The organism is Cupriavidus pauculus, assembly GCF_022179805.1.
GTDB lineage: Bacteria > Pseudomonadota > Gammaproteobacteria > Burkholderiales > Burkholderiaceae > Cupriavidus > Cupriavidus pauculus_E.
The window spans coordinates 40,522-61,476 of sequence record NZ_BPUO01000015.1 but is presented as its reverse complement, the minus strand read 5'-3'; the positions used below and the strand labels follow the sequence as shown (position 1 = coordinate 61,476).

22 protein-coding genes are annotated in these 20,955 nt (G+C 58.0%); 3 read left to right on the top strand and 19 right to left on the bottom strand.

The window, feature by feature from the left end:
* Window positions 1–21: 21 nt before the first annotated feature.
* A complete protein-coding gene (locus MFF62_RS24770; protein ID WP_238265775.1) occupies window positions 22–1,002 on the bottom strand; it encodes a tripartite tricarboxylate transporter substrate binding protein in 981 nt (326 codons plus the stop codon).
* Window positions 1,003–1,393: 391 nt separating this feature from the next.
* Here MFF62_RS24770 and MFF62_RS24765 point away from each other — a divergent pair, with 391 nt between their 5' ends.
* A complete protein-coding gene (locus MFF62_RS24765; RefSeq protein ID WP_238265774.1) occupies window positions 1,394–2,173 on the top strand; it encodes a GntR family transcriptional regulator in 780 nt (259 codons plus the stop codon).
* 782 nt (window positions 2,174–2,955) lie between these two features.
* Here MFF62_RS24765 and can read toward each other — a convergent pair.
* The 16 genes from can to MFF62_RS24685 all read right to left on the bottom strand — a co-directional run bounded on the left by can (window position 2,956) and on the right by MFF62_RS24685 (window position 17,518).
* On the bottom strand, window positions 2,956–3,684 hold the full coding sequence (can, locus tag MFF62_RS24760) for a carbonate dehydratase (RefSeq protein WP_404990831.1): 729 nt from the start codon (window positions 3,682–3,684) through the stop codon (window positions 2,956–2,958).
* Window positions 3,685–4,008: 324 nt separating this feature from the next.
* Entirely contained in the window at window positions 4,009–4,980 is a 972-nt protein-coding gene (locus MFF62_RS24755) for a Bug family tripartite tricarboxylate transporter substrate binding protein (protein ID WP_238265772.1), read from the bottom strand.
* A gap of 44 nt (window positions 4,981–5,024) precedes the next feature.
* Entirely contained in the window at window positions 5,025–5,432 is a 408-nt protein-coding gene (locus MFF62_RS24750) for an acetyl-CoA carboxylase biotin carboxyl carrier protein (protein WP_238265771.1), read from the bottom strand.
* Window positions 5,422–6,795: an acetyl-CoA carboxylase biotin carboxylase subunit gene (accC, locus tag MFF62_RS24745; RefSeq protein WP_238265770.1), complete on the bottom strand. Its 1,374-nt coding sequence runs from the start codon at window positions 6,793–6,795 to the stop codon at window positions 5,422–5,424. The genes MFF62_RS24750 and accC overlap by 11 nt, the downstream gene beginning before the upstream one ends.
* Window positions 6,788–7,273 carry an acetyl-CoA carboxylase biotin carboxyl carrier protein gene (gene accB, locus MFF62_RS24740; RefSeq protein WP_283205377.1) on the bottom strand — a complete coding sequence of 162 codons (486 nt, stop codon included), beginning with the start codon at window positions 7,271–7,273 and terminating at the stop codon, window positions 6,788–6,790. Before accB ends, accC begins: the two co-directional genes overlap by 8 nt.
* 7 nt (window positions 7,274–7,280) lie before the next feature.
* On the bottom strand, window positions 7,281–8,057 hold the full coding sequence (locus MFF62_RS24735) for a LamB/YcsF family protein (RefSeq protein WP_238265769.1): 777 nt from the start codon (window positions 8,055–8,057) through the stop codon (window positions 7,281–7,283).
* Window positions 8,058–8,094: 37 nt separating this feature from the next.
* Window positions 8,095–9,078: a 5-oxoprolinase subunit C family protein gene (locus tag MFF62_RS24730; RefSeq protein ID WP_238265768.1), complete on the bottom strand. Its 984-nt coding sequence runs from the start codon at window positions 9,076–9,078 to the stop codon at window positions 8,095–8,097.
* Window positions 9,075–9,776, bottom strand: coding sequence for a 5-oxoprolinase subunit PxpB (gene pxpB, locus MFF62_RS24725; protein ID WP_238265767.1), 702 nt, complete (start codon window positions 9,774–9,776; stop codon window positions 9,075–9,077). The genes MFF62_RS24730 and pxpB overlap by 4 nt, the downstream gene beginning before the upstream one ends.
* A 62-nt stretch (window positions 9,777–9,838) precedes the next feature.
* Window positions 9,839–11,164 (bottom strand): MFS transporter, encoded by a 1,326-nt coding sequence (locus MFF62_RS24720; RefSeq protein WP_404990830.1) that lies wholly within the window; start codon window positions 11,162–11,164, stop codon window positions 9,839–9,841.
* Window positions 11,164–11,811: a DUF4286 family protein gene (locus tag MFF62_RS24715; protein ID WP_238265766.1), complete on the bottom strand. Its 648-nt coding sequence runs from the start codon at window positions 11,809–11,811 to the stop codon at window positions 11,164–11,166. The genes MFF62_RS24720 and MFF62_RS24715 overlap by 1 nt, the downstream gene beginning before the upstream one ends.
* Before the next feature lie 311 nt (window positions 11,812–12,122).
* Entirely contained in the window at window positions 12,123–13,031 is a 909-nt protein-coding gene (locus MFF62_RS24710; RefSeq protein ID WP_238265765.1) for a LysR family transcriptional regulator, read from the bottom strand.
* A gap of 58 nt (window positions 13,032–13,089) precedes the next feature.
* Window positions 13,090–13,902: an alpha/beta fold hydrolase gene (locus MFF62_RS24705; RefSeq protein ID WP_238265764.1), complete on the bottom strand. Its 813-nt coding sequence runs from the start codon at window positions 13,900–13,902 to the stop codon at window positions 13,090–13,092.
* An 18-nt stretch (window positions 13,903–13,920) separates the two neighbouring features.
* A complete protein-coding gene (locus MFF62_RS24700; protein WP_238265763.1) occupies window positions 13,921–14,892 on the bottom strand; it encodes a Bug family tripartite tricarboxylate transporter substrate binding protein in 972 nt (323 codons plus the stop codon).
* A 90-nt stretch (window positions 14,893–14,982) separates the two neighbouring features.
* Entirely contained in the window at window positions 14,983–16,197 is a 1,215-nt protein-coding gene (locus MFF62_RS24695; protein WP_238265762.1) for a pyridoxal phosphate-dependent aminotransferase, read from the bottom strand.
* Entirely contained in the window at window positions 16,197–16,853 is a 657-nt protein-coding gene (locus tag MFF62_RS24690; protein ID WP_238265761.1) for an RraA family protein, read from the bottom strand. The genes MFF62_RS24695 and MFF62_RS24690 overlap by 1 nt, the downstream gene beginning before the upstream one ends.
* Window positions 16,850–17,518, bottom strand: a complete 669-nt coding sequence (locus MFF62_RS24685) for an RraA family protein (protein WP_238265760.1) — start codon at window positions 17,516–17,518, stop codon at window positions 16,850–16,852. Before MFF62_RS24685 ends, MFF62_RS24690 begins: the two co-directional genes overlap by 4 nt.
* A gap of 106 nt (window positions 17,519–17,624) precedes the next feature.
* Here MFF62_RS24685 and MFF62_RS24680 point away from each other — a divergent pair, with 106 nt between their 5' ends.
* Complete coding sequence (locus tag MFF62_RS24680; RefSeq protein WP_238265759.1) at window positions 17,625–18,554, top strand: LysR family transcriptional regulator; 930 nt, start codon at window positions 17,625–17,627, stop codon at window positions 18,552–18,554.
* A gap of 121 nt (window positions 18,555–18,675) precedes the next feature.
* Window positions 18,676–19,344 (top strand): RraA family protein, encoded by a 669-nt coding sequence (locus MFF62_RS24675; RefSeq protein WP_238265758.1) that lies wholly within the window; start codon window positions 18,676–18,678, stop codon window positions 19,342–19,344.
* Between the two features lie 178 nt (window positions 19,345–19,522).
* Here the strand turns inward: MFF62_RS24675 and MFF62_RS24670 are convergent, their stop codons facing one another.
* The gene (locus tag MFF62_RS24670; protein ID WP_238265757.1) at window positions 19,523–19,888 is read right to left on the bottom strand and encodes a putative quinol monooxygenase; all 366 of its coding nucleotides are present in this window, start codon (window positions 19,886–19,888) and stop codon (window positions 19,523–19,525) included.
* The gene (locus tag MFF62_RS24665) at window positions 19,885–20,874 is read right to left on the bottom strand and encodes a Bug family tripartite tricarboxylate transporter substrate binding protein (RefSeq protein ID WP_238265756.1); all 990 of its coding nucleotides are present in this window, start codon (window positions 20,872–20,874) and stop codon (window positions 19,885–19,887) included. Before MFF62_RS24665 ends, MFF62_RS24670 begins: the two co-directional genes overlap by 4 nt.
* Window positions 20,875–20,955: the final 81 nt, after the last annotated feature.

Below are 20,955 nucleotides of genomic sequence, written 5' to 3'. Positions count from 1 at the left end.
AGCGGTGCCGATGTGCAGCTCTCAGTTGACGGTCAACTTGGTTTGCGCAACCAGGTTCTTGAAATCGGTGATTTCTTTGGCAATGAGCGCCCTAAATTCGGCCTGGCTGCTCGGGTGCGGTTCGATGCCTTGTGTCAGCAGTTGCTTGCTGATAGCTGGGTCTTTGACAGCCTTGACGATGGCTGCGTTGAGCTTGTCGATGATGGGTTGCGGTGTGCCAGTCGGTGCCAGAACGCCGAACCATGTACCCACGTCGATGCCCTTCACGCCAGTCTCGGCCAGCGTGGGAACGTCTGGGAGGGCGCTCGAACGGGTCGCGGTCGTAACGGCGAGGGCGCGCGTCTTACCCGACTTGATATGGGGGAGCGCCGATGTCACGGTGTCAAACATGATGAGCACCTGGCCACCAAGTAGGTCCGATACGGCTGGTGCGCTGCCACGATAGGGAATGTGCGTAATAGGGGCGCCGGTCTTCAGCTTGAACATCTCGCCAATCAAGTGGTGCGCGCTGCCAGGGCCGGCGGAGCCGTAGTTGTATTTCTCCGGATTTGCCTTGGCGTCTGCAACGAGTTCCTGAATGGTCTTGGCCTTGACGTTGCTGTTGACGACGACCACGTTCGGCACGATGGCGGTCATGGCGATTGGCACCAGGTCCGTATCGAACTTGTAGGACAGCTTCAACACTGACTGCGCGATGGTGTGGTGGGCACTGCCGGCCAAGAGGGTGTAGCCGTCCGGGGCGGACTTCGCTGCTGCATCGGCACCCAGCGTCGCCGAGGCTCCGGACTTGTTCTCAATAACCACCGGTTGGCCTAACTCCTTGGTGAGCGTGGGCGAAATCAGGCGCATCAGCGTGTCCGTCGTGCCGCCGGCCGGAAACGGAACAATCATCTTGATGGGCCTGGTCGGGTACGCCGCAGCCGGGTCAGCGGCATGGGCCGGTGCAGCGGCGACTACGGTGTAGGCCAGGGCGCCAAGCGCGATGCGTAGGGTGTTCGTCATGCATGTCTCCGGTGTTTTCTGATGGTCGATGTTGTTCCGCTCTACGTCGCCGGCGTGGCCCGCACTCGTCTGTGTTCAGTAGTTATGCGTATGTACGGCTGTCCGCCTGTACGTACATTATGAGTCGGAAAGTCGCGATTGGTATCAGGGTTTACCTCTTTCGCGGCGTATACACTGAATAAAAGTGCCTAATGATGCTCGGGAGGGAGAGAGCTATCCGCGGTGACAGCGTCTCATGTGCGCAGTTGCGGCCCTAGAATGGAGGTCACACGGCGGCTCGGGCGGCCTTCGTGGCTGTTTAGGGCGCAAGTAGGCGACAATATGCGCTTCTTTTTGTATGCAGCCGACTCGACTTGCAAGACTGATTCGGCGCTTTTATTGACAGGACGTCATGGCGATGACAACGGAAGGGGTGGTGCCTGAGCGTCTGGTGCGAGCCGCCGGACAGCAGCCACTCTATTCGACGCTTGCGGACATGCTTGCCCGTGAAATTCAGGACGGCAAGTATCCGCCGGCGACCACACTCCCTTCAGAGAAGGAATTGACCGAGCGCTACGGCGTCAGTCGGCAAACCGTCCGCTTTGCCCTGAGGATGCTGCGCGACCGGGGGCTGATTTCCTCCCATCCAGGGATTGGTACCATCGTTCGGGAGCCCATCCAGTCGCAGGGCAAGTTCAAGGCGTTGAATTCCGCCGAGGACCTTCTCCAATTCGTCGGTGATACGGAGATGCACGCGCTGTCGAGGCGAGAAGTGATTGTCGATGAGGCCTTGGGCGAGATGGTCGAGTGCAATCCCGGCCTGCTCCTCTCAGAAGCCACGTTTGTGCGGAATACTCCTGGCGCCGAGCTTCCGATGAGCTATCTGAAAATCTACGTGCCTGCGCGTTATGCGGCGGCCCAAGAGCGGCCGACCATATCGAACACCCCGGTCTATCAGACCATCGAAAAGCTGTTCAACGTACGCGTATGTGAGATTCGGCAGGACGTGACCGCTACGGTGCTGGATGAGGAGTTGGCGGACATCTTGAAGGCACCAATAGGAGAGCCGGCGTTGCAGATGACCCGGTTCTACTACGATGCGAACCAATCCCTCGTTCAGGTCACGTTAAGCTACTACCCGCGCAGTCGGTACACGCAATCTGCGCGCTTCCGCATCTCCGACGAGGTCTGAGTCTATCCACGCAGTGCTATCCGCCCTGGCTGCCCACTGCGAAGCAGTTCGAGGGGGAGCGATAGATTTTTGGATGTAGACGTAGCGGCTAGGTACGCGAGGGTTATTCCGGGAGAAATGTGCGGGCGAGAAAGGAGCCGCAAGGAATAACCTAAGCATATCCTCATGCAAAGATATAGATATGCTTTTGTGAGGATATCCTTCCTTTAGATATGAAAGGGATAGCCGCAGGCCCCTTAGCACGCAGAGCGCACTGCCCCTTCCGTCATACCAAACTTGGATGATTCAGACAGTCATTCGAGTCACGCACTATCGTCACCTGCGTGCCGGTTGTCTCAACTCTTCCCCACCGTGACCGGGTCTCCCTCCATTGCTGCCGTCTTCAGCCGACCAATGGAGCGGTCATCCCAACAGCCCCTTCTCTTGGAGGGCTGGCTACACGTCGGGTCGCCTTTGTGGTCGGCCGACGGATGACGAAGACAGTATAACGCGAGAGACGGTCATAATGGATAGATAATCGTCATTATGAGGCGAAAAATTTCGAAAAAATAATATCTCAAAAATTAATTATGAGTGACCGCCAGTTCAATACGTGAATACAGCTGGTAACTCATACTTTCATGCCAACGAAAGAAACAAAAAAGAGTGCTCTATCGAAGGCACATTCTCAAACTCAGCGCCTACGCTGCGAGGGCGCGCCGCACAGGTACAGAAAGACTTCGCAAGGTGTGTCTTCGGGGAGGTTGATGAAGCGTGGCCACCAAGGAGCATGTGGTGGCTCATCATGCCGCGGTCAAGACATGCTCCGAGCAATCGCAGTGCGTAGGAGTTGGCACAGCCGCCTTTGGCAGCATCAGTTCCGCAAGAGCTAAGGCATAGTTTCGCTCCACATCATCCAACGACCTTACGGTGAGTGACAGGCTCTTCAATAGTCCATCTTGAAGGCTGTAGATGAGGCCATGAACGGCGACAGTTTGACCACGCGACCAAGCGTCCTGCATCACTGTGGTGAGGCAGAGATTCCGTGTCTGTTCGAGTACATTCAGTCGGCATGTGGCATCGAGTTGTTGGTCAGGCGAAAGCGTTTCCAGCCACGACGAATGCTTCTCGACCACATCGCGAATGTGTCGTACCCAGTTGTCCGCAATACCGATGCGCGTTTTCTCGAGAGCAGCGCGAACTCCGCCGCAACCCGAATGGCCTACCACAGCGACATGCTGAACCTTCAGCATGTCGACGGCATACTGAAGCACCGAGAGGCAATTCAAATCCGAGTGTGCGACGACATTCGCGATGTTCCGATGGACGAACAACTCACCGGGCTGCAGGCCAACGAGCTCATTCGCAGGAACTCGACTATCCGCGCAGCCAATCCATAGCCACTGTGGCGCTTGTTGTTGCATGAGCGACTGAAAGAACCCCGGACGGCGGTCTTCCACGTCGGAAGCCCATTGCCGATTGTTCTCAAGCAGGCCGCACAAGTCCATTCTCTGATTCACATTCATGTTCATACTCACTGAGCTCCCGCCTCTCGTGGGAAAGGCTGGCGGAGCGAGCGGCAGGCATCCCACACGATGCTGGCCTTAGGGCTTCTGTGTTTCAGAAGCCGTATCGCTCTCGCCATCCCAAAGGGCCGCCCGGTTCCTTGTGGGCGCCCGGACGAACCCGTGGATGAGTTTCCCGAGCTAGCCTAGTTGTGTAAATTCCGAATTGCGTATCGCATGCATATTCCCATCGGATGAGGCTAGGGTTACGCACGTATGTTGCCGATTGCAGTGCCGTCACCCCGGAGTGCAAGTGGCGGCAGGAGGTCACGAAGCCCCGCGCGATGCCTGTTAGTCAAGCTTGATGCCAGCGTCCACAACAACCTTTTTCCATTTGGTCGCCTGCGTTCGCATCAAGTTTCCGAGGGCGTCCTGGGTTCCGCCCGCTGGCTCAAGGTCCATTTCCACAAGTCGACGCTTGATATCGGGTTCCGACAGAATCTCGTTGACCGCCTTGTTGAGCTTCGCGGCAATTTCTTTCGGCGTCCCAGCGGGAGCGACCAGCGCTTGCCAGAAAATCATCTCGAAGCCTGGTAGGCCATTTTCCGAAACTGTCGGGAGTTCAGGATAGGCGGTAGCGCGCGTCGTGGTTGTGATAGCCAGTGCTTTGAGCTTGCCACCCTTCACCAGAGGCATGGCTTCCGGCGCCAGCGCCATCATGATTTGCACTTGCCCGGCCATCAGGTCTTGCAGGGCGGGCGCGCCTCCCTTGTACGGCACGTGAACGACATTGGTCCCGGTAGCCTTCTTGTACAGTTCCATGCCGAGGTGACTTGGCGTCCCGTTCCCTGCGGATGCGTAACCTTCTGATGCGGGCCGACTCTTCAGATAGCGAGCCAGGTCCGCCATCGATTGCACAGGCACATTCGGGTTGACCACTACCACGCTGGGAATCGAGGTCACCTGGATGATTGGCGCAAAGTCCTTGGCTGGGTCGTAGCTAAGTTTGCTGTACAGGCTCGGATTTACCGAAAGGCCCGTCATCGTGGCGAACAAGAGCGAGTAGCCGTCCGGAGCAGACTTTGCTACAGCGCTTGCGGCGATGGCTTCACTAGCCCCGGGACGATTGTCCACCACAACGGGCTGCCCGAGTTTTGCTGTCAGTCTTTGGCCCACGAGGCGAGCGACGCCATCGGTCGAGCCGCCGGGAGGGTAGGGCACCAGCAAGCGTATCGGCTTGTTCGGATAGTCCGCGGTGCTCGCGAAGGCCTGCGAGCCGATAAGGCACACTGCGGCAAGTAGAGCATTTATGAGGCGCTTCATGGCGTCTGTCCTTCCAAGGGATTTTGGGGGTGCAAAGGAAACGACTACGATTCGAGGAGTTCGAGTACCGGCTGGCCGTATCCAACGGTTCCGCCGTCTTCTGTAAGTTGTGCGGTAGCCAGCCCATCAACGGGTGCGACGATAGCGCTCCATACCGATTCGACAGTCAGGTACCCGATATGGTCTCCCTGCCTCACTTGCTCAAACGCACGCTCCGCAAGTGGGTGAGAGCGACTAAACGAACCGGTGCCATTGGAGAGAATCTCTAATTTCGCTGGAGCGCTGTCGCCAGGAGGTACATGGGAAGCAGTTTCGGGCGAAGCCAGAGGTGAAGGCTGAGCCGTTTGGCCGAAGCGCAGCGTCAGTGTTTCGGAGCCTTCTCGATAGGAGAACGTCGAGATGCCCGCTCGCTCAAGTGCAGCGACCAACGAAGAGAGCACTTCAACGTTCATGACTATCCCCCTTGGCGGTGCCCCATTGCGGAATCAATCGTTCTAGGTAGTGAATGTCGGCACCTCCGTCCGCGAAATCCGGCTCGTCCATCAATTTGCGATGCAGCGAGGTGGTGGTCTGAATTCCGCGAACATGTAGCTCATCTAGCGCGGTCTTCATACGGGCGATGGCTTCCTCTCGGGTACTTCCATGGACAAGCAGCTTGGCGATGAGGGAGTCGTAGTGCGGAGGCACGACGTATCCCGCATACACGTGGGATTCAACCCGAACGCCCGGTCCACCGGGGATAAGCCACTCGTCGATTTTTCCCGGGCAAGGTGTGAACTTCCACGGATGTTCGGCATTGATTCGACATTCAATGGCGTGGCCCGAGAAGGTCACATCGGCTTGCTTAATTCCCAGCCGTTCGCCGCGTGCAATACGAAGCTGCTCAGCCACAATGTCAACGCCCGTCACAAGTTCGGTAACTGGATGCTCGACCTGGACGCGGGTGTTCATCTCGATGAAGAAGAACTCGCCCTCTTCATAGAGGAACTCGAATGTACCCGCCCCACGGTATCCAATCTGGACGCAGGCTTGCGCACATAGGTCGCCGATTCTTACAATCTCACTGCGGTCAATCCCAGGGGCCGGAGACTCTTCGATGAGCTTCTGGTGACGTCTTTGTGTGGAGCAGTCGCGCTCGCCGAGCCAGATGGCGTTGCCGTGACTGTCGGCCAGGACCTGAATCTCGACGTGGCGCGGCGTCTTCAGATACCGCTCCAGATACACGGTGGGGTTACCAAATGCGCGTCCAGCTTCTTCCCGGGTCATAGCCACCGACTTGACCAACTCATCAGGGGATTCGACGACCCGCATGCCTCTTCCGCCGCCACCGCCAGCCGCCTTAACAATGAGCGGATAGCCAACTCGTGCAGCAACTTCCACAATGCTTGATGGGTCGTCGGGCAGAGAGCCATCCGAGCCAGGTACGCAGGGAACTCCCGCCTCCGCCATGGCTTGTTTTGCAGTGACTTTGTCACCCATCAGCCGGATGGATTTCGAGCTTGGTCCAATGAAGACCAGACCGGCATGCTCGACCGCTTCCGCAAACGAGGCATTCTCCGACAAAAAGCCGTATCCAGGATGAATGGCACCGGCTCCCGTTGCTTTCGCCGCCAGCAGAATCTCGTGCTGGTTCAGGTAGCTCTTCGCCGAAGGGGCAGGTCCAATACAAATTGCCTTGTCGGCAAGACTCACGTGCCGAAGAAGAGCATCGGCATCTGAGTATGCTGCAACCGTTTTCAAGCCCAATTTGCGGCAGGCTCGATGGATTCTGAGCGCAATCTCGCCCCGATTAGCTATAAGGACTGTGTCAAACATTTGACGCCTCCAAGTCCTCAATGACGAACAGTGGGGTATCGGCTCCAACGGCTGTGCCGTCTGCCACGAGAATTTCGGAAACCCGACCAGCCCTATCCGCATCAATAGGGTTGAGTAGCTTCATCGCCTCCACGATTGCCAGCGTCTGACCTTCTTTCACCGAGTCACCGACAGACACAAAGGCGGGTTGGTTCGGCGCTGGAGAGCGATAGAAGGTCCCAATCATGCCGGCGACTATGGTGTGGGTGTTGGGCGCAGCTGCTATCGATGCGGCTGCAGGATGCTCGACTGCCGCCGGTATCCGGTCGAGGGTCCTAGCTTCCGCAAGCGGATGGTCAAACGGCGTTGCCGAGACTGTGGTGCCCGACGAAGCACGCTTCAGCGTTACGTGACGTTGGCCATCGCTATACTCGATTTCGCTGAGTGCCTTGGAGCGTTCGAGCACACTGACCAGAGTTTCGACGAACTTCAAATCCATGTTCGCCTCAGCTGAATGACTTAACCACGATGCCTGCGCCTTCAAGCGTGCTACGCACTTTTGCCGCCATTTGGATTGCACCGGGCGTGTCGCTATGGACGCAAATGGTGTCAATCTGCACCGGCAACAGCTTCCCGGAGACGGTCTCAATGGCTCCCGCCTTGACCATGCGTAGCATGCGAGCGGCAGCTTCATCGCCGTCATGGAGTACTGCGCCCGGCACAGACCGGTGCACCAGATTTCCTTCCTCGGTGTACGCGCGGTCCGCGAAAACTTCGCGCCTGACGGACAGTCCCATGTCGGACGCTACGCGTTCCATGACTGCACCGGCGAAGGTCATGCAGATGAGGTTCGGGTCGACAGCCTTAATCGCACGTGCGATTGCCTTGGCTACCGCTTCGTCCGTTTGGGTCAGGTTGCCGAGCGCCCCGTGTGCTTTCACGTAGGTAATGGGGTGGTCAGCGTAACGCGACAGCGCTTGGGCAGCGCCAATCTGATAGGCAACCAGGCGTTCGATTTCCCCGTGCGTGAAGGGGATGACACGACGGCCGAATCCCCACAGGTCGGGGAAGCCAGGATGAGCACCCACGGCAACGCCTCGAGCCTTGGCTAGCGAAAAGGTCTTGGCCATGATTTCAGGGTCACCAGCGTGCATGCCGCATGCGACGTTAGCGGACGTGACGATTTCGAGGATGGCAGCATCGTCTCCCATGCGGTATGCGCCAAAGCCTTCGCCCATGTCGGAGTTGAGGTCTACTTGGATGGCTTCGCTTTGCGTGCTCATGATTTTTAGTTCCTTGTCGGGTTATCTGAGGAGGTGTCTATGCTCGGCCTGACATCATCGCCAGGGTGTCTCGGATTCGCAGTTCTTCGTCGCGCTTTGTCTGCAGCGCAGCAACAGCGGTATCAATGTCGGTGAGTACGAATCGGATGGCGCAGCCAATGGGAGCCTGAGAGAGCTTCCACAAGTCGGCTTCAATCACCGTTGCAATCTTGGGATAGCCGCCGCAAGTGTTGGCTTCAGCAAGTTGCACGATGGCCTGGCCGGACGGCGGAACTTGGATGGTTCCGGCGACGATGCCGTGAGAGAGCAGCTCAACATGTTCATGCTGGCTGAGTATCGGGCCGTTCAGTCGGTACCCGACGCGATTGGAGTCCGGCGTGACCTTGAATTCCTCGTGCAGGAAGGCGGCCCTCGATTCAGGGGTAAACCGCTCGAACTCGGCTGCAGGGAGTACTCGGACGGTGACGCAGTTGCTGCTGACTTCATCCCAGTACTCGATTAGCCCTTGCGGAACAACGCCTAGTCCGACCTTCCATGCTTGGGAGGACTGGACCGACACTTGACCGACATCCAAGCGGTCACCGCGCATCAATCCGCGTCCCGACGCGCCGCCGAAAGAGCCCTTAAGGTCGGTGGACTTCGAGCCAAGGACGGGTTCGACGCTGACGCCTCCGCCGACGGCCAGATAAGCTCTCGCCCCGCGCCTGGGGCGCTCAATAACGATGGTTTGGCCGGCGGATGCCGTGCGACCCCACCAAGGCGCCATACGGTGGTCGTCCAACGTTGTCTTGACGTCTGCGCCCGTGACAGCGAAGCGCATGTCTTGGTGAAACTTCGCGCGGAACGGGAAGAGGTTGATTTCTATGCCCGCCTCGCCGCGGTCATTTCCAACGAGAGCGTTGCCGATGGCGAGTGCGAATGGGTCCATGGCGCCGCTACGACTGACGCCGAAGCTCAGGCAGCCGTTTCGCCCCAAGTCCTGCACTACGTTTGGCGCGCCGTTTGAAAGAATCTCAATCACACCAAAACCTCCTTGATACTGAATCGAACCGTGTCGCCGGGTGCGAGTAGACAAGGCGCTTCCTTGCTCGCGTCAAACATTTCCCGGTCGGTTATGCCGATGAGGTGCCAGCCTGAAGGAGCCGTGCAAGGCATGACGCCCGCCTGGCTGCCGCCTACAATCACCGCCCCTTTCTGAACTTTCATGCGAGGCATGGCTCGCCTCGGCACCCAAAGCTCCTCTGGCAAGCCTGTCATGTAGGCAAATCCCGGCATAGAACCAATGCATGCAACCGTGTAGACGGCTGAGCTGTGTCGACGGATGTACTCTTCAACGCCAACACCGGCACGCTCGGCGAGGTCGTTCAAGTCCTCTCCGTACTCACCGCCGTACGTGACTGGGATGTCGAAGTTCCGTCCACCGTTGGGAGAGGGTGTAGCCGTTTCCCACAGCTGTTGCATCAGCGCCTCCGCTTTTCTCGGATGCAGCTGGAGCGGGTCGAACGTCAGGAGCAGGTTGTTGACGCCGAGCACCACCTCGTGAGGAGTCTTTTCTCCTAGTCGCTGACGCAGCTTGCTAGCCAGGGAAAGCAGAAGCGACTGGATATCGTTGTCGAAGGCGCCGGTGGAAGCGTCGAGCAGTAGGGCGCCGGAACCAGCCGCATGGATGCGCGCTACGACCATATTGTCGGGCTCTGCTATTTCCAGGGTGAGGGTCATGCTTGAAATGCCGATTTCGATTCAAGGGTCCGGCCGCACTTCGTAGTGGCGGCCGGGGCAGGTCAGTGTTCCAGCGGCTTGTGCGCTGTCTCCTTGGCGGCGAGGAGACTCACCAGAGTGACCAGCAGGCTCGCAGCGATGTAGATGGAGAGCGTGGCGGAAGACTGGTACGTCTTGTAGAGGCTGGCAAAAACGAGCGGAGCGAAGCCACCACCGATGATGCCGCCCAGCGTTGCAGCCAACGACGCACCGGCATACCGGACGCGGGTCGGGAACTGTTCCGTCACGAATGCTGCTTGGGGTCCGTACATCATTGCCTGGAACAACATCCCTACGACGACGGCAATGCAAATGTTGACTGGATTAAGCGTGTTCATCAGGGCGAAGTAAGCGAACGCCCATCCGATGGAGCACACCGCGCCCGCCCCGTAGACCACTCTGCGGCCGAGTTTGTCGCTCAGCGCGCCGAAGATTGGTACGGCAACGGCGTGAAGGGCGGCGCCTAACATGGTCGCGGTCAGGGCCAGCGAACGGGGAAGGTTCAGCACCGTAGTCACATACGTCAGCGTGAAGACGACGAGCAGGCCGTATACAACGTCGGAGCCGATTCGCACACCACCCGCAACGAGAAGGCGGCGCCAGTGGCTCTCCACAACTTCCTTCAGCGGCATCTTGGCCTTGCTATGACCTTGTTCGAGTTGTTCGAACATCGGAGTTTCATCGACGCCGCGTCGCAGCCACAGGCCGAATGCCACCAGGCCAACGCTGGAAAGGAACGGAATGCGCCAGCCCCAGTCATGGAAAGCTTCTGTGGGCAGAAAGAACGTGAAGAAAGTGATGAAGCCGGCTCCCAGCAGCGTGCCGCAGGCGGGTCCCACCTGAGCGAAGGACGCGTTGCGCCCGCGCTGGTCCTGACTACCGTGCTCCATCGAAAGCAGAACTGCTCCTGCCCACTCCCCCCCAATAGACACACCTTGAAGGAAGCGCAAAGCGACCAGCAGAATAGGACTCCAGATGCCCCACACCTCATACGTCGGAAGCATGCCCATGAGACCGGTGGAAGCGCCCATGAGAACCAGAGTGGCCACCAGGACAAAGCGACGTCCGAGCTTATCGCCAAGATGACCGAAAACGATGCCGCCGAACGGACGCGACAGATAGCCAACGGCGTAGGTCGAGAACGCTAGGATAGTGCCGGACAGCGGGTCCAGCGACGGGAAGAAGACGCTGTTGAAGACCAGCGCCGCCATGAGGTTGTAGACCGTGAAGTCGTACCATTCCAGCGTGGTCCCTATGGAGCTCGCGGCAGCGAGACGGCGCATTTTCTTGCGCGGTGCCGCTACGTGCGCGGACTCAGCCGCGGGAGTGAAGGTAGTTGCGTTGTCCATTACTTCAACTCCTCACGGGACAGCTTCCACGTCAATTGATAGCGGGCAGCATCAGCAGGCGCACAGGGCAGGGCCTCGATGGCGTGGCGCAGCGCGGCTTCGTTCGAGGCCGAGTTGCTGCTTTCGATGACAAAAAGCGGACGCATCTCCCGCTTGCTCAGGTCTTCCTGCGGAAGTGGTCGGCTGAGCTCGTCGTTCGTCGTGATGACGTACGAACGGACGAAACCAATGTCGGTCGCCAGCAGGGCTCCAACATTTGCGCACTTCTGTTCGAACGCAGGGGTGTCGGCATTCAGAGGAAGTACCGCCACCCATCCTCCGCTGCCTTGCCCGACGTCGGCGGAGACCTCACCAATGCGGCGTGTCGGATTCTGAATCTTCGGCAGCACACTAACTGACCAGGGAGTCTGGTGACGGAACGCGTGCGCATATGCCGGAGAAGCGAAAACTGAAATCGATTCTGCCCAATACAAACCGAGGTATTTTGGACGCCCGGAAATTGCCACGTAGCGGGCCGCGGAGATAACACCATTCATGCGCACACGCTCTTCAATGTGCTCGCGGTCGTACCAGGCGTTAAAATCATGTTCGTCATCGGCGCCAATATCCGACGCCACGAAAAGCATGCCGAATTTATTCTCTGACATTCCATCACCTCGCTCGTTTTGGTTATATGAATGCTACTTAGACGAGCTGGTCACGGACAAACGGGAATTTTTTCGACCACCTAATAAGGTTTCTTTCGACCCTTAAGGGTTGGTGCACCAATGTGGCCGCAATACGTCTCTTGTTGGTGCGTCAAGTGGTACGGAAGGCAGAATAATCAAGGGTAATCCCTGATTTCTGTGTCCACCAACCTCAAGCAGATATTAGGCTTTGGCGCGCTTCAGGGTAATTCCCAGGCAGCTATAGGTCGCTGGCTTCGAGAACGCGGGAGTGCGCGGAAGCTAGAAGTGCGTTATTGAGGCGAGAACGGAGCGGGCATTGAGCGCATAAACCGGTCAGCCTCCTGGCAGGCCAATTCGGCGACTAGTCGAATAGCGTCCGACTCACGGCTTTCGAGATAACTGACAATAAGCCCCTGAGGAGGAAGCTGCATGTCAGTTTCGATAATGCGTAGTTCGCCCCGGACCACCTCCTCGCGGACCGGGGGAAGAGGAATAAGGGCGTTTCCCAAGCCACTGCGGACTAAACGAGCAAGGGCCGCAATCGAATTTACGCAGTGCACCTTGCCCATCGGCAAACCAACACGCCTATACACGTCCTTGAGGATCAGGTAAGGCTGCGAGCCCCTGCTCATGGTGACTACAGGTTGCGTGAGCAACTCTCGCACATCCACTTTGGGTTCGCCGCGTCCGGCCGGCCCGACCCACCCTACGCCCATGGGCAGGCAGGTGGTGCTCACGACGCCGTCGCCAGCCAGTTGGTCCGTTTGGAGCGCGATGTCTACGTCGCCGTCGCGGAGGCTCTTGTTCAAACGGTCGGTTGACTCGGAACTAAGTTGGACCTCGATTCCGGGATAGGACGCTTGAAGATGCTCAATAAAGCCCACCAGCCACGTGTGCACGACGGTGTCAATTGCGCCGATGCGTACACTACCGAGAACGTTCTGGTCGGATTGTCCGAGCTGCATGATGTACTTCTGCATCTCGAGCACGCGCTCGCCAAGTGGGATGAGTTTCATCCCCACAGGTGTCAGGCGCAAGTCGCCCGCATCCCGGGAAAATACTCGCGCGCCAATCTCTTCCTCGAGAGATGCTATCCGGTTCGAAATTGTGGCCTGAGTGATGTGAAGCTTCTCTGCAGCGGCGCGGAAGCTTCCCAACTGCACGACCAGGATAAAGCTCTCGAGAAAGCGAGTGTTCATGTAAAGACAAAGCTCGGTTTCGGTCCTGCCGTAGCCCGGACAGCAGGAGTTGTGGCGCTCAGCGGCGCTCGGCGTTGGTCAGGAACGCCTCGATGCGTCGCCACATCTCCACAGGATTAGAGTACATCGGAAAGTGGGCGCACTCGCTGATTTCAGCGAGTTCCACGCCTGACTCGGCCAGTAAAGGGAGGTAGGTCAGGTGATTGTTCTGTACGCCGTACATGAACATCCGGGGAAATGGAAGCGCCAGGAACTTGTCCATCAGCGAGCCGTAGTCGGAAAGATGGACCATCGAGGAAAAGATTCCTGCTACGGCTTGTGCGCGGACTTTGTGACGCAAGCTGGCAGCATAGAGCGGCGACGAATATTGAGACGAGTGCCAGTTTCTATCAATGAACTCGTTGAAGAAGGCTGCAGGGTCTTCCGCCGGGAAGTCCACAATCTGCCTGCTCAAGAAGCAATCTTCGGACGCGACATTGCCCTCGATGTCAATGAAGCTCAACACCCGGTCACGCAGCTCATGTGCGAGCATCAGCGCAGTGAGTCCGCCCATTGAGTGGCCCACCAAGTGGAACCGGTCGATACCCGAATGGGCGAGCATGGCTTTGGCGGTCTCGACCAGCATGGGAATGCTCACACGCTGAAGGTCGCCGCACAATGACTCACCACAACCAGGCGCATCGTAGGCGAGAAACGCACGGCCAGCGAACGCCGGGTGAATGGCGATATCGGCGTAATCTTCCTTTGTCGAGCCGAAACCGTGTAGGAAGACGATGGGGGCCAGTTCGCCTTGACGGTGGATAGCCGCGATTTCCAGGTCTACACCGTCTACTTCCAACGCGACCGTTTCCTTCAGGGTATCTCTGTTCATCGTTGTTGGGATGTATGGTTAGTCTACTGTGGCACCCGAACGCTTGACTGCGTCGGCCCACTTGCGAATGTCGGACCCGATGAGGGCGCGAAATTGCGCAGGCTTCATCGCCATCGGTTCAGCGCCTTGGCCCTTCAACTGCGCGACGACATCGGCTGACGAGAGAATCGACTGCACAGCAGTGTTCATCTTTTCTGCAATATCGTTTGGAAGCCCGGCGGGAGCCAGCATTCCGTACCAGGGCTGTGCGTCAAATCCCTTCACGCCGGACTCTGCGAGCGTCGGGATATCCGGGAACAGAGGCGACCGCTGAGCGCTGGTAATGGCCAGTACCTTGATGTTCCCTGCCTTCACCTGGGGCATGATGGGCAGCGGGTTCTCAAATGCGAGCGCGACCTGTCCGCCTACCAAATCATTCAACAACGGGCCGGACCCCTTGTAGGGGATGTGCTGAAGTTTGGTCTTCGCTTCAACATTGAACATTTCGCCGATGATATGTTGCGGCGAGCCGGAGCCGGCCGAGCCAAAGGAGATTTGGCCAGTCTTCCCCTTGTTGATGATGTCCTGAATTGAGTTGAGCCCCGATTTCGCGTTCACTGCGACGACGAAGCTGGCCTTCGCCAGCGGCGCGACTGGGGTGAAGTCTGTCTCAGGCTTATAGGGAAGCTTTGGATACAGGGCGCCCGCAATAACAATGGGCCCGCTGGAACCCACCAGAAACGTGTAGCCATCGGGCTTCGCCTTGGCCACAAGATTCGTTCCGATATTGCCACCCGCGCCGGGCTTGTTCTCAACGATGACGGATTGCCCGAGCTTGTCGTGCAGCTTTGCAGCGAGGATTCGTGCGAGCACGTCCGAGGTGCCACCAGGGGCGTAAGGAACGATGAGGGAAATGGGCTTGGTGGGCCAGCGGTCTTCCGCGTAAGCTGCCGAAGTGGCTATGGAAATAGCCGCGACCAGAATCTGTGCGACGGTCGAGAATCGCTGCATGATAGTCTCCTTCAATCGTGCGACCGTGGCCAGCACGAATTTTTTATTTTGGAAGCAGGGTCAGAGCTGACTCTGACCCCGCCTTCTATCTCACCGAAGAGACAGACAAAACTCGCGAATGGCTTCGCACGCTTTACGCAGAGATTCATTGTCCAGAGCGTAAGCGATGCGAATGTAGGGTCCTAACCCGAAAGCCGAGCCATGTACCACGGCGACGTTTGCTTCCTCGAGCAGAGCGAGCGCGACGTCTTCGTCCGTACGCAACAGCGTGCCGGCCCGGGTGGACTTGCCGAGCAGACCTTCGCAAGACGCAAACGCGTAGAAAGCCCCGCCCGGCACAGCACAGCTAAGTCCGGGCGTGTTGTTCAGCAGTTCTACCATCATGTCCCGACGAGCTTGGAACACGTCCTTCGAATCCCGGATAAAGTCCTGTGGGCCTTGCAGTGCAACGAGTGCCGCATGCTGCGAAATCGAGGATGCGCCGGAGGTCTGCTGTCCTTGCAGCTTCTCCATCGCCTCCAGCAACCAAGCTGGTCCCGTCCCGAATCCAATGCGCCAGCCGGTCATGGCATACGCCTTGGAGACGCCATTCATGGTGAGCGTCCGGTCCATCAGACGTGGCTCGACTTGGGCAATGGTGAAAAACTGCTCTCCGTCGAAGGTGAGGTGCTCGTAGATATCGTCAGACAGCACGAGCACATGAGGGTGGTCCAGCAGCACTTCTCCCAGCCTGGCCAGCTCGTCTCGAGAGTAGACAGCACCGGTCGGATTGGACGGGGAGTTGAGAATCAGCCAACGCGTGTGCGGAGTAATCGCCCTGCTCAGTGCCTCGGGCATCAGCTTGAATCCAACATCGGCCCCACATTGGACGACCACGGGTGTGGCCCCGCACAATTGCGCCATCTCGGGATAGCTGACCCAGTACGGAGCAGGAACAATGACTTCATCGCCAGTGTTCAATGTTGCTGCCAGGGCGTTGTAGATGACCTGCTTGCCGCCCGAGCAGACGATGGTGTCCTGCCACCTCACATCGAGACCATTTTCGCGCTTGAACTTCTCGGCGATGGCTTCGCGCAGCGAGCGAAGGCCTGCAACCTGGGTGTAGCGCGTGTGGCCGCCACGAATGGCGCCGATGGCTGCTTCACAAATGTGCGCAGGCGTGTCGAAGTCCGGCTCGCCGGCGCTCAGGGAGATGATTTTCGCACCGGTCGCTCGCTTGGCAGCAACACGGTCCATCACGCGATAGGTCGCCGACGGCTGAGCGTTGGCGAGATTGACGTTCAATCGCCGGAGTTCGTCTGCCATCACGCCTTCCTCTGCAAGGTGTGGTAGCCCAGCGCTTCGCGGGCTTCACCGAGCGTTCTGCCGTTGGCGATGTGCTCGCGAATCTGCGATTCGACGTCTTCAATCTTGCGTGCAAGTTCAGCCACTTCCTTGGCTCGTTCGCGCGGGATAACGACTACGCCGTTGGCGTCTGCCATCACGATGTCACGTGAGCAAACGCGAGCGGTTCCCACGGAAATCGGCGTGTTCACCGATTGCACCTGTACGCGGTCTTTGCCGGTGCGCATGAAACGGCCACGCGTGAACAGCGGATATCCATCGCCGAGCGCCTTCGTTACGTCACGACAGACGCCGTCAATCACGGTACCGGCGATGCCGCGCGTGCCAGCATATTGCGTCATGATGTCACCCCAGACCGTGCAGTCCGTGCGGCTGTCGTTATCGATGACAATGATGTCGCCAGGTTGCACGTCGTCGATGAAGTCGCCAACAGTGCCAGGAGGCGTGCTTGCCGACACATACTTCACGGTGAAAGCAGGGCCGACGATGGGCTTGCGATAGTTGTCCAGCGGTGCGATGCCCAGGCACTGACCAGGCAGGCCGAGACGGTCCATTGCATCGGATACGCCGGGAGTGTCCAGACCCTCAAAAAGGGCTACCAGGTCTTTGTCAGTCATTTTGCCTCCTTGCTGTTGATGGCGTCGAATTCCTTGTCGTGCATGACTTCCTCGACGGAGCGTCCCGAACGCACCGCCTGCACCATTCCGTCCTGCCGACGAGCGATACGCTCGCCAAGATCAAGCACCTCTTCGATTCGGTCCGCCGGTACGAAGACCGTACCGCAGCGGTCTGCGATGACGTAGTCGTTCTCACTGACGACAACGCCTGCGAAGGTGACCGCCTTGCCCGAGTCGATCTGGACTACGCGGTTACGTGCACTAATCATCGTGACGCCGCGCCCGAAGACGGGATAGCCGATGGATTCGCTTCCCTCGATGTCCCGGCTTACACCGTCGATGACGGAGCCGCGAACTTTCTTGGCTACGGAAGCGTTTGCAAGAATGTCCCCCCAGCACGAAATACCTTCCAGTCCGCCAGCGATGACGAGAATGCGGTCGTCCGTCTGGATTTGCGCGACGACCGGCGTGATGAGGTGGACCGTTGGCTTGGCTTCAGTCTTGGGGCCGAGTTGAATGGTGCTCGCGCGTCCGACGATTTTGGGGCAGTCCCAAAGGGGGCGGATGCCGTAGGTCGCACCGGGCAGGTTCAGGAAGTCGAGCGCATCGGAAACCGTGTTGGTGTCCAGCGATGAAAGGCGGTCCAGCAAGGAAGAGGTACTCATGATGAGAGGGTGCGGTGGGTTGCCATGGGCTTACTGTCGGCGCTAGAGTTTGAAATGTAAATTCCGATTCCAGTAACCAATCCATACGCCAAACCTATCAATTGTCATGATTAACTTCAGGCTTGTTCGGCACCTGTATCTCTTCTTGGCTGTGGCCGAAGAGGGGAACTTTGGACGTGCCGCGAAGAGGCTGGGCATGTCCCAGCCCCCGCTTACTGAACAGATTCAGGTGCTGGAACAGGCGCTGAAGGTCAAGCTTTTTGAGCGAGGCAGAAAGGGGGCCACCCTGACGCCAGTCGGAGTAGCGATTCTTCCGGCTGTCCGGAAATTTGCAGAGCAACTGGACCGACTCGAACTCGCGGTTCAGGAAGCTATCACCGGCAGCACTGGGGTGCTTTCGATTGGCGCTATCTCTTCTGCTCTCGTCGACACACTGCCTAGCCTCATCGACGAACTGGGGAAGAGGTTCCCCCAGCTGACGGTTTCGGTGACCGAGATTGACAGCGTGGATGCGGTTCCCGCACTCGAGCGGGGAGATATCGATTTGGCATTTGCCCGTTTGGAAGGCGAGCTCGGCACGACGATTGGTGCTTTGCCACTGAAGCAGGACCGCCTGGCAGTGGCGCTGCCCAAGACACACAGGTTCGCGAGCATGCCAAGAATTCGGCTTGCGACGCTGGCGGAGGAACCCTTTGTTACCTTCTCGCGCGCGGTCAGCCCGACCTACTTCGACAGCATTATTGCAACCTGTCGGGCGGTAGGGTTTTCGCCGAGAATCCTTCACGAAGTGAGAACGGTTGCGACACAAGTGGCATTTGTAGGGTGTGGTCAGGGCATTGCCCTTGTGCCGTCCTCCATGAAGAAGGCGGCCCCCGAAAGTGTTGTTGTCCGTCCCCTGAGGGAGGCCGTGAGCGTAGTCACAACTGCGATGGCGTGGTCGAAGAGCAGGCAAAGTCCGGCAGTGGAAGCGGCTATCGAAATACTCGCAAGTGGCAAAGTCGTCTCAACTCGCCAGCGTTCAGTCCCCCACGGATAGCGCTATGCAAGTACCTAATCCATAGGTTTGGCGTATCAAATCCATCCGGTTTTTGGAATTTACAGACCCCTGGCGTTGCCCGAGAGTTGGTACATAGCGCTATTCCTTCTTGGAGACTCTTGTGGCAACGTCCAATTTCACACTCAATCCCGTCCCTCCTCTTGCCCCCACGGAGATCATCGAGGCTTTCGGCAACGTGGTGACACCGCACATCAGTGACAATCTGCAGCGGCTGTCTGGGGTGACGGGGTTACAGCGGTTCAACCGCAGCCGCAAGCTTGTCGGAACGGCAGTCACCGTAAAGGCACGGCCCGGCGACAATCTGCTCATCTATAAGGCGTTGATGGAATTGCAGCCAGGCCACGTCCTTGTTGTCGATGGAGGCGGTGATGCCACCAATGCTCTAGTTGGCGAACTCATCATGCGATATGCGGCTGCGCGAGGATGCGCCGGATTCGTGCTGGACGGTGCGATTCGCGATATGGCAGCGTTCTATGAAGCGGACTTCCCTTGCTATGCGCGCGCTGTCAGCCATCGTGGGCCGTACAAAATGGGCCCTGGTGCGATGAATGTGCCGGTATCCATCGGGGGGCAGCTCATTTCCCCCGGAGACGTGGTCATAGGCGACGAGGATGGCGTAGTTGCCTTTCCCCTTGCTCAAGCCGGAGCGCTGCTTGAAGCTGTTGCGGTCACGGCGAAGAACGAGCAGAAAATCGTCGATGAGATTGCGACCGGAGTGCGAGAGCAAGAGTGGCTTCGCAAGGTCTTGGAGCCGCACGGGCTGTACTGAGCTGTAGCGACTGGGCGCCATCTGGAGGAATTGAACTCCGCTGCTTGTTGCGCATGAAAGAAAAATCCCCTGCAGGCCGTGGATTTTTTCTCTGATTCGAATTTACTTAGCGGCTCGGTTGAGCAACGGCAGATGTTTGAGCTGAGGAAGCATAGACTAATCATGTCGAACTACCATGTCACCGTGTTAAGCGGGCACAACGTCTTGCAACAAAGACGGCTTGGTCTCCCATCGGTTCGATGCGTTCGAAAATGCGAATCGATTTTGAAATCGTATAAGCCTCAGTTTGCTGATTAAATGCGAGAAAGTGAATCGTTTCCAAGTGCTGTCGGAACGCCGCTTCATCTTCGTACACCTCATAAAGAATGAACCGAGTGGGGTCATCCGGCGCTCGGCAGACGTCGAACACATGGCAGCCAGGTTCGAGCGCCAGTGAGGACGACGCGTTTTCGAGCATTAGTGGAAGGAACTCATCGACTCGTGTTGGCTCGATGGCTAGTTCGACAAGCACCACACACTGCAGATGCGTTGAGCAGTTGCTCATTCAAGCTCCAAGTTTACCTTTTTGGCAAGGGCGGTGAAGCGTTGTACCTCACCGTGAATCTGCTGGGCCATCTGCTCCGACGTGCTGCCTACAGGTTCTGCACCCGCTTTAAGTAGCTGGTCGCGCATCTCAGGAATTGCCAGCGCGCGGGATATTTCCTTTTGTAGTTGCGCAACGACTTCCTTCGGTGTGCCTGCCGGTGCCATCAGGCCGAACCAGGTGACGACGTCGAATCCTACCAGTCCGGATTCGGAAAGCGTTGGTACATCAGGCAATGCCGCGGACCGCTTCGCCGATGTCACGGCGAGCGCCCGAACTTTGCCGGACGTGATGTACGGCAAGCAAGACGATGCCGTGTCGAACATCGCCTGAATCTGTCCGCCCATCAGGTCTGTAAGAGCGGGCGCGCTGCCTTTATACGGGACGTGCAGCAACTTGGTACCTGCCATGTCGTTGAACTGTTCGCCAATCAGATGATGGGCTGTTCCGTTGCCTGTGCTTCCATATGACAACTTTCCTGGTTGCGCCTTTGCCAGAGCGATGAATTCCTTCACGTTCTTGGCCGGTAGCGATGCGGGGACAATCAGCACATTCGGGACATCCGCGATAATGCTGATGGGAACGAGGTCCTTCTCAAGGTCGTAGCTACGCTTCTTGTACACCGCCTGTGCGATGGAATGGTGGACAGCTGCCAGAAGGAGTGTGTAGCCATCCGCGGGAGATTTGGCGACGTAGTCAGCGCCGAGCCGAAGGCCAGCGCCTGGCTTGTTTTCAATGACTACTGCCTGTCCCCAAGTCCCTTGCATCCGATTTCCCACTGCGCGTGCCAGAAAGTCTGTCGTGCCGCCTGGCGGCGAAGGCACTACGATTTTAATGGGGCGGGTTGGATAGCTCTGCGCGAATGCCGGTAAAGGGGGCAGGGTCAGGCATGCGGCAGCTACCGGCAGCGCAATGAACTGCCGGCGCGACATACGGATGTCGGTCATTGTTGCTATTCCTCAATGATGCACCGAAAGGTGCGTTGTCTCCTGAACGAGGAAGTCACGCCCGTGTATGTTTTTTGTCTC

Bases quoted from the DNA above. Each gene is read 5' to 3' on its own strand.
- MFF62_RS24705 (WP_238265764.1), bottom strand. From the start codon at position 13,902: ATGAACAGAGATACCCTGAAGGAAACGGTCGCGTTGGAAGTAGACGGT.
- MFF62_RS24695 (WP_238265762.1), bottom strand. From the start codon at position 16,197: ATGGCAGACGAACTCCGGCGATTGAACGTCAATCTCGCCAACGCTCAG.
- accC (WP_238265770.1), bottom strand. From the start codon at position 6,795: ATGTTTGACACAGTCCTTATAGCTAATCGGGGCGAGATTGCGCTCAGA.
- MFF62_RS24700 (WP_238265763.1), bottom strand. From the start codon at position 14,892: ATGCAGCGATTCTCGACCGTCGCACAGATTCTGGTCGCGGCTATTTCC.
- can (WP_404990831.1), bottom strand. From the start codon at position 3,684: ATGAACATGAATGTGAATCAGAGAATGGACTTGTGCGGCCTGCTTGAG.
- MFF62_RS24735 (WP_238265769.1), bottom strand. From the start codon at position 8,057: ATGAGCACGCAAAGCGAAGCCATCCAAGTAGACCTCAACTCCGACATG.
- accB (WP_283205377.1), bottom strand. From the start codon at position 7,273: ATGGATTTGAAGTTCGTCGAAACTCTGGTCAGTGTGCTCGAACGCTCC.
- MFF62_RS24755 (WP_238265772.1), bottom strand. From the start codon at position 4,980: ATGAAGCGCCTCATAAATGCTCTACTTGCCGCAGTGTGCCTTATCGGC.
- MFF62_RS24720 (WP_404990830.1), bottom strand. From the start codon at position 11,164: ATGGACAACGCAACTACCTTCACTCCCGCGGCTGAGTCCGCGCACGTA.
- MFF62_RS24670 (WP_238265757.1), bottom strand. From the start codon at position 19,888: ATGAGCAACTGCTCAACGCATCTGCAGTGTGTGGTGCTTGTCGAACTA.
- MFF62_RS24750 (WP_238265771.1), bottom strand. From the start codon at position 5,432: ATGAACGTTGAAGTGCTCTCTTCGTTGGTCGCTGCACTTGAGCGAGCG.
- MFF62_RS24710 (WP_238265765.1), bottom strand. From the start codon at position 13,031: ATGAACACTCGCTTTCTCGAGAGCTTTATCCTGGTCGTGCAGTTGGGA.
- MFF62_RS24715 (WP_238265766.1), bottom strand. From the start codon at position 11,811: ATGTCAGAGAATAAATTCGGCATGCTTTTCGTGGCGTCGGATATTGGC.
- MFF62_RS24685 (WP_238265760.1), bottom strand. From the start codon at position 17,518: ATGAGTACCTCTTCCTTGCTGGACCGCCTTTCATCGCTGGACACCAAC.
- MFF62_RS24665 (WP_238265756.1), bottom strand. From the start codon at position 20,874: ATGACCGACATCCGTATGTCGCGCCGGCAGTTCATTGCGCTGCCGGTA.
- MFF62_RS24770 (WP_238265775.1), bottom strand. From the start codon at position 1,002: ATGACGAACACCCTACGCATCGCGCTTGGCGCCCTGGCCTACACCGTA.
- MFF62_RS24680 (WP_238265759.1), top strand. From the start codon at position 17,625: ATGATTAACTTCAGGCTTGTTCGGCACCTGTATCTCTTCTTGGCTGTG.
- pxpB (WP_238265767.1), bottom strand. From the start codon at position 9,776: ATGACCCTCACCCTGGAAATAGCAGAGCCCGACAATATGGTCGTAGCG.
- MFF62_RS24690 (WP_238265761.1), bottom strand. From the start codon at position 16,853: ATGACTGACAAAGACCTGGTAGCCCTTTTTGAGGGTCTGGACACTCCC.
- MFF62_RS24765 (WP_238265774.1), top strand. From the start codon at position 1,394: ATGGCGATGACAACGGAAGGGGTGGTGCCTGAGCGTCTGGTGCGAGCC.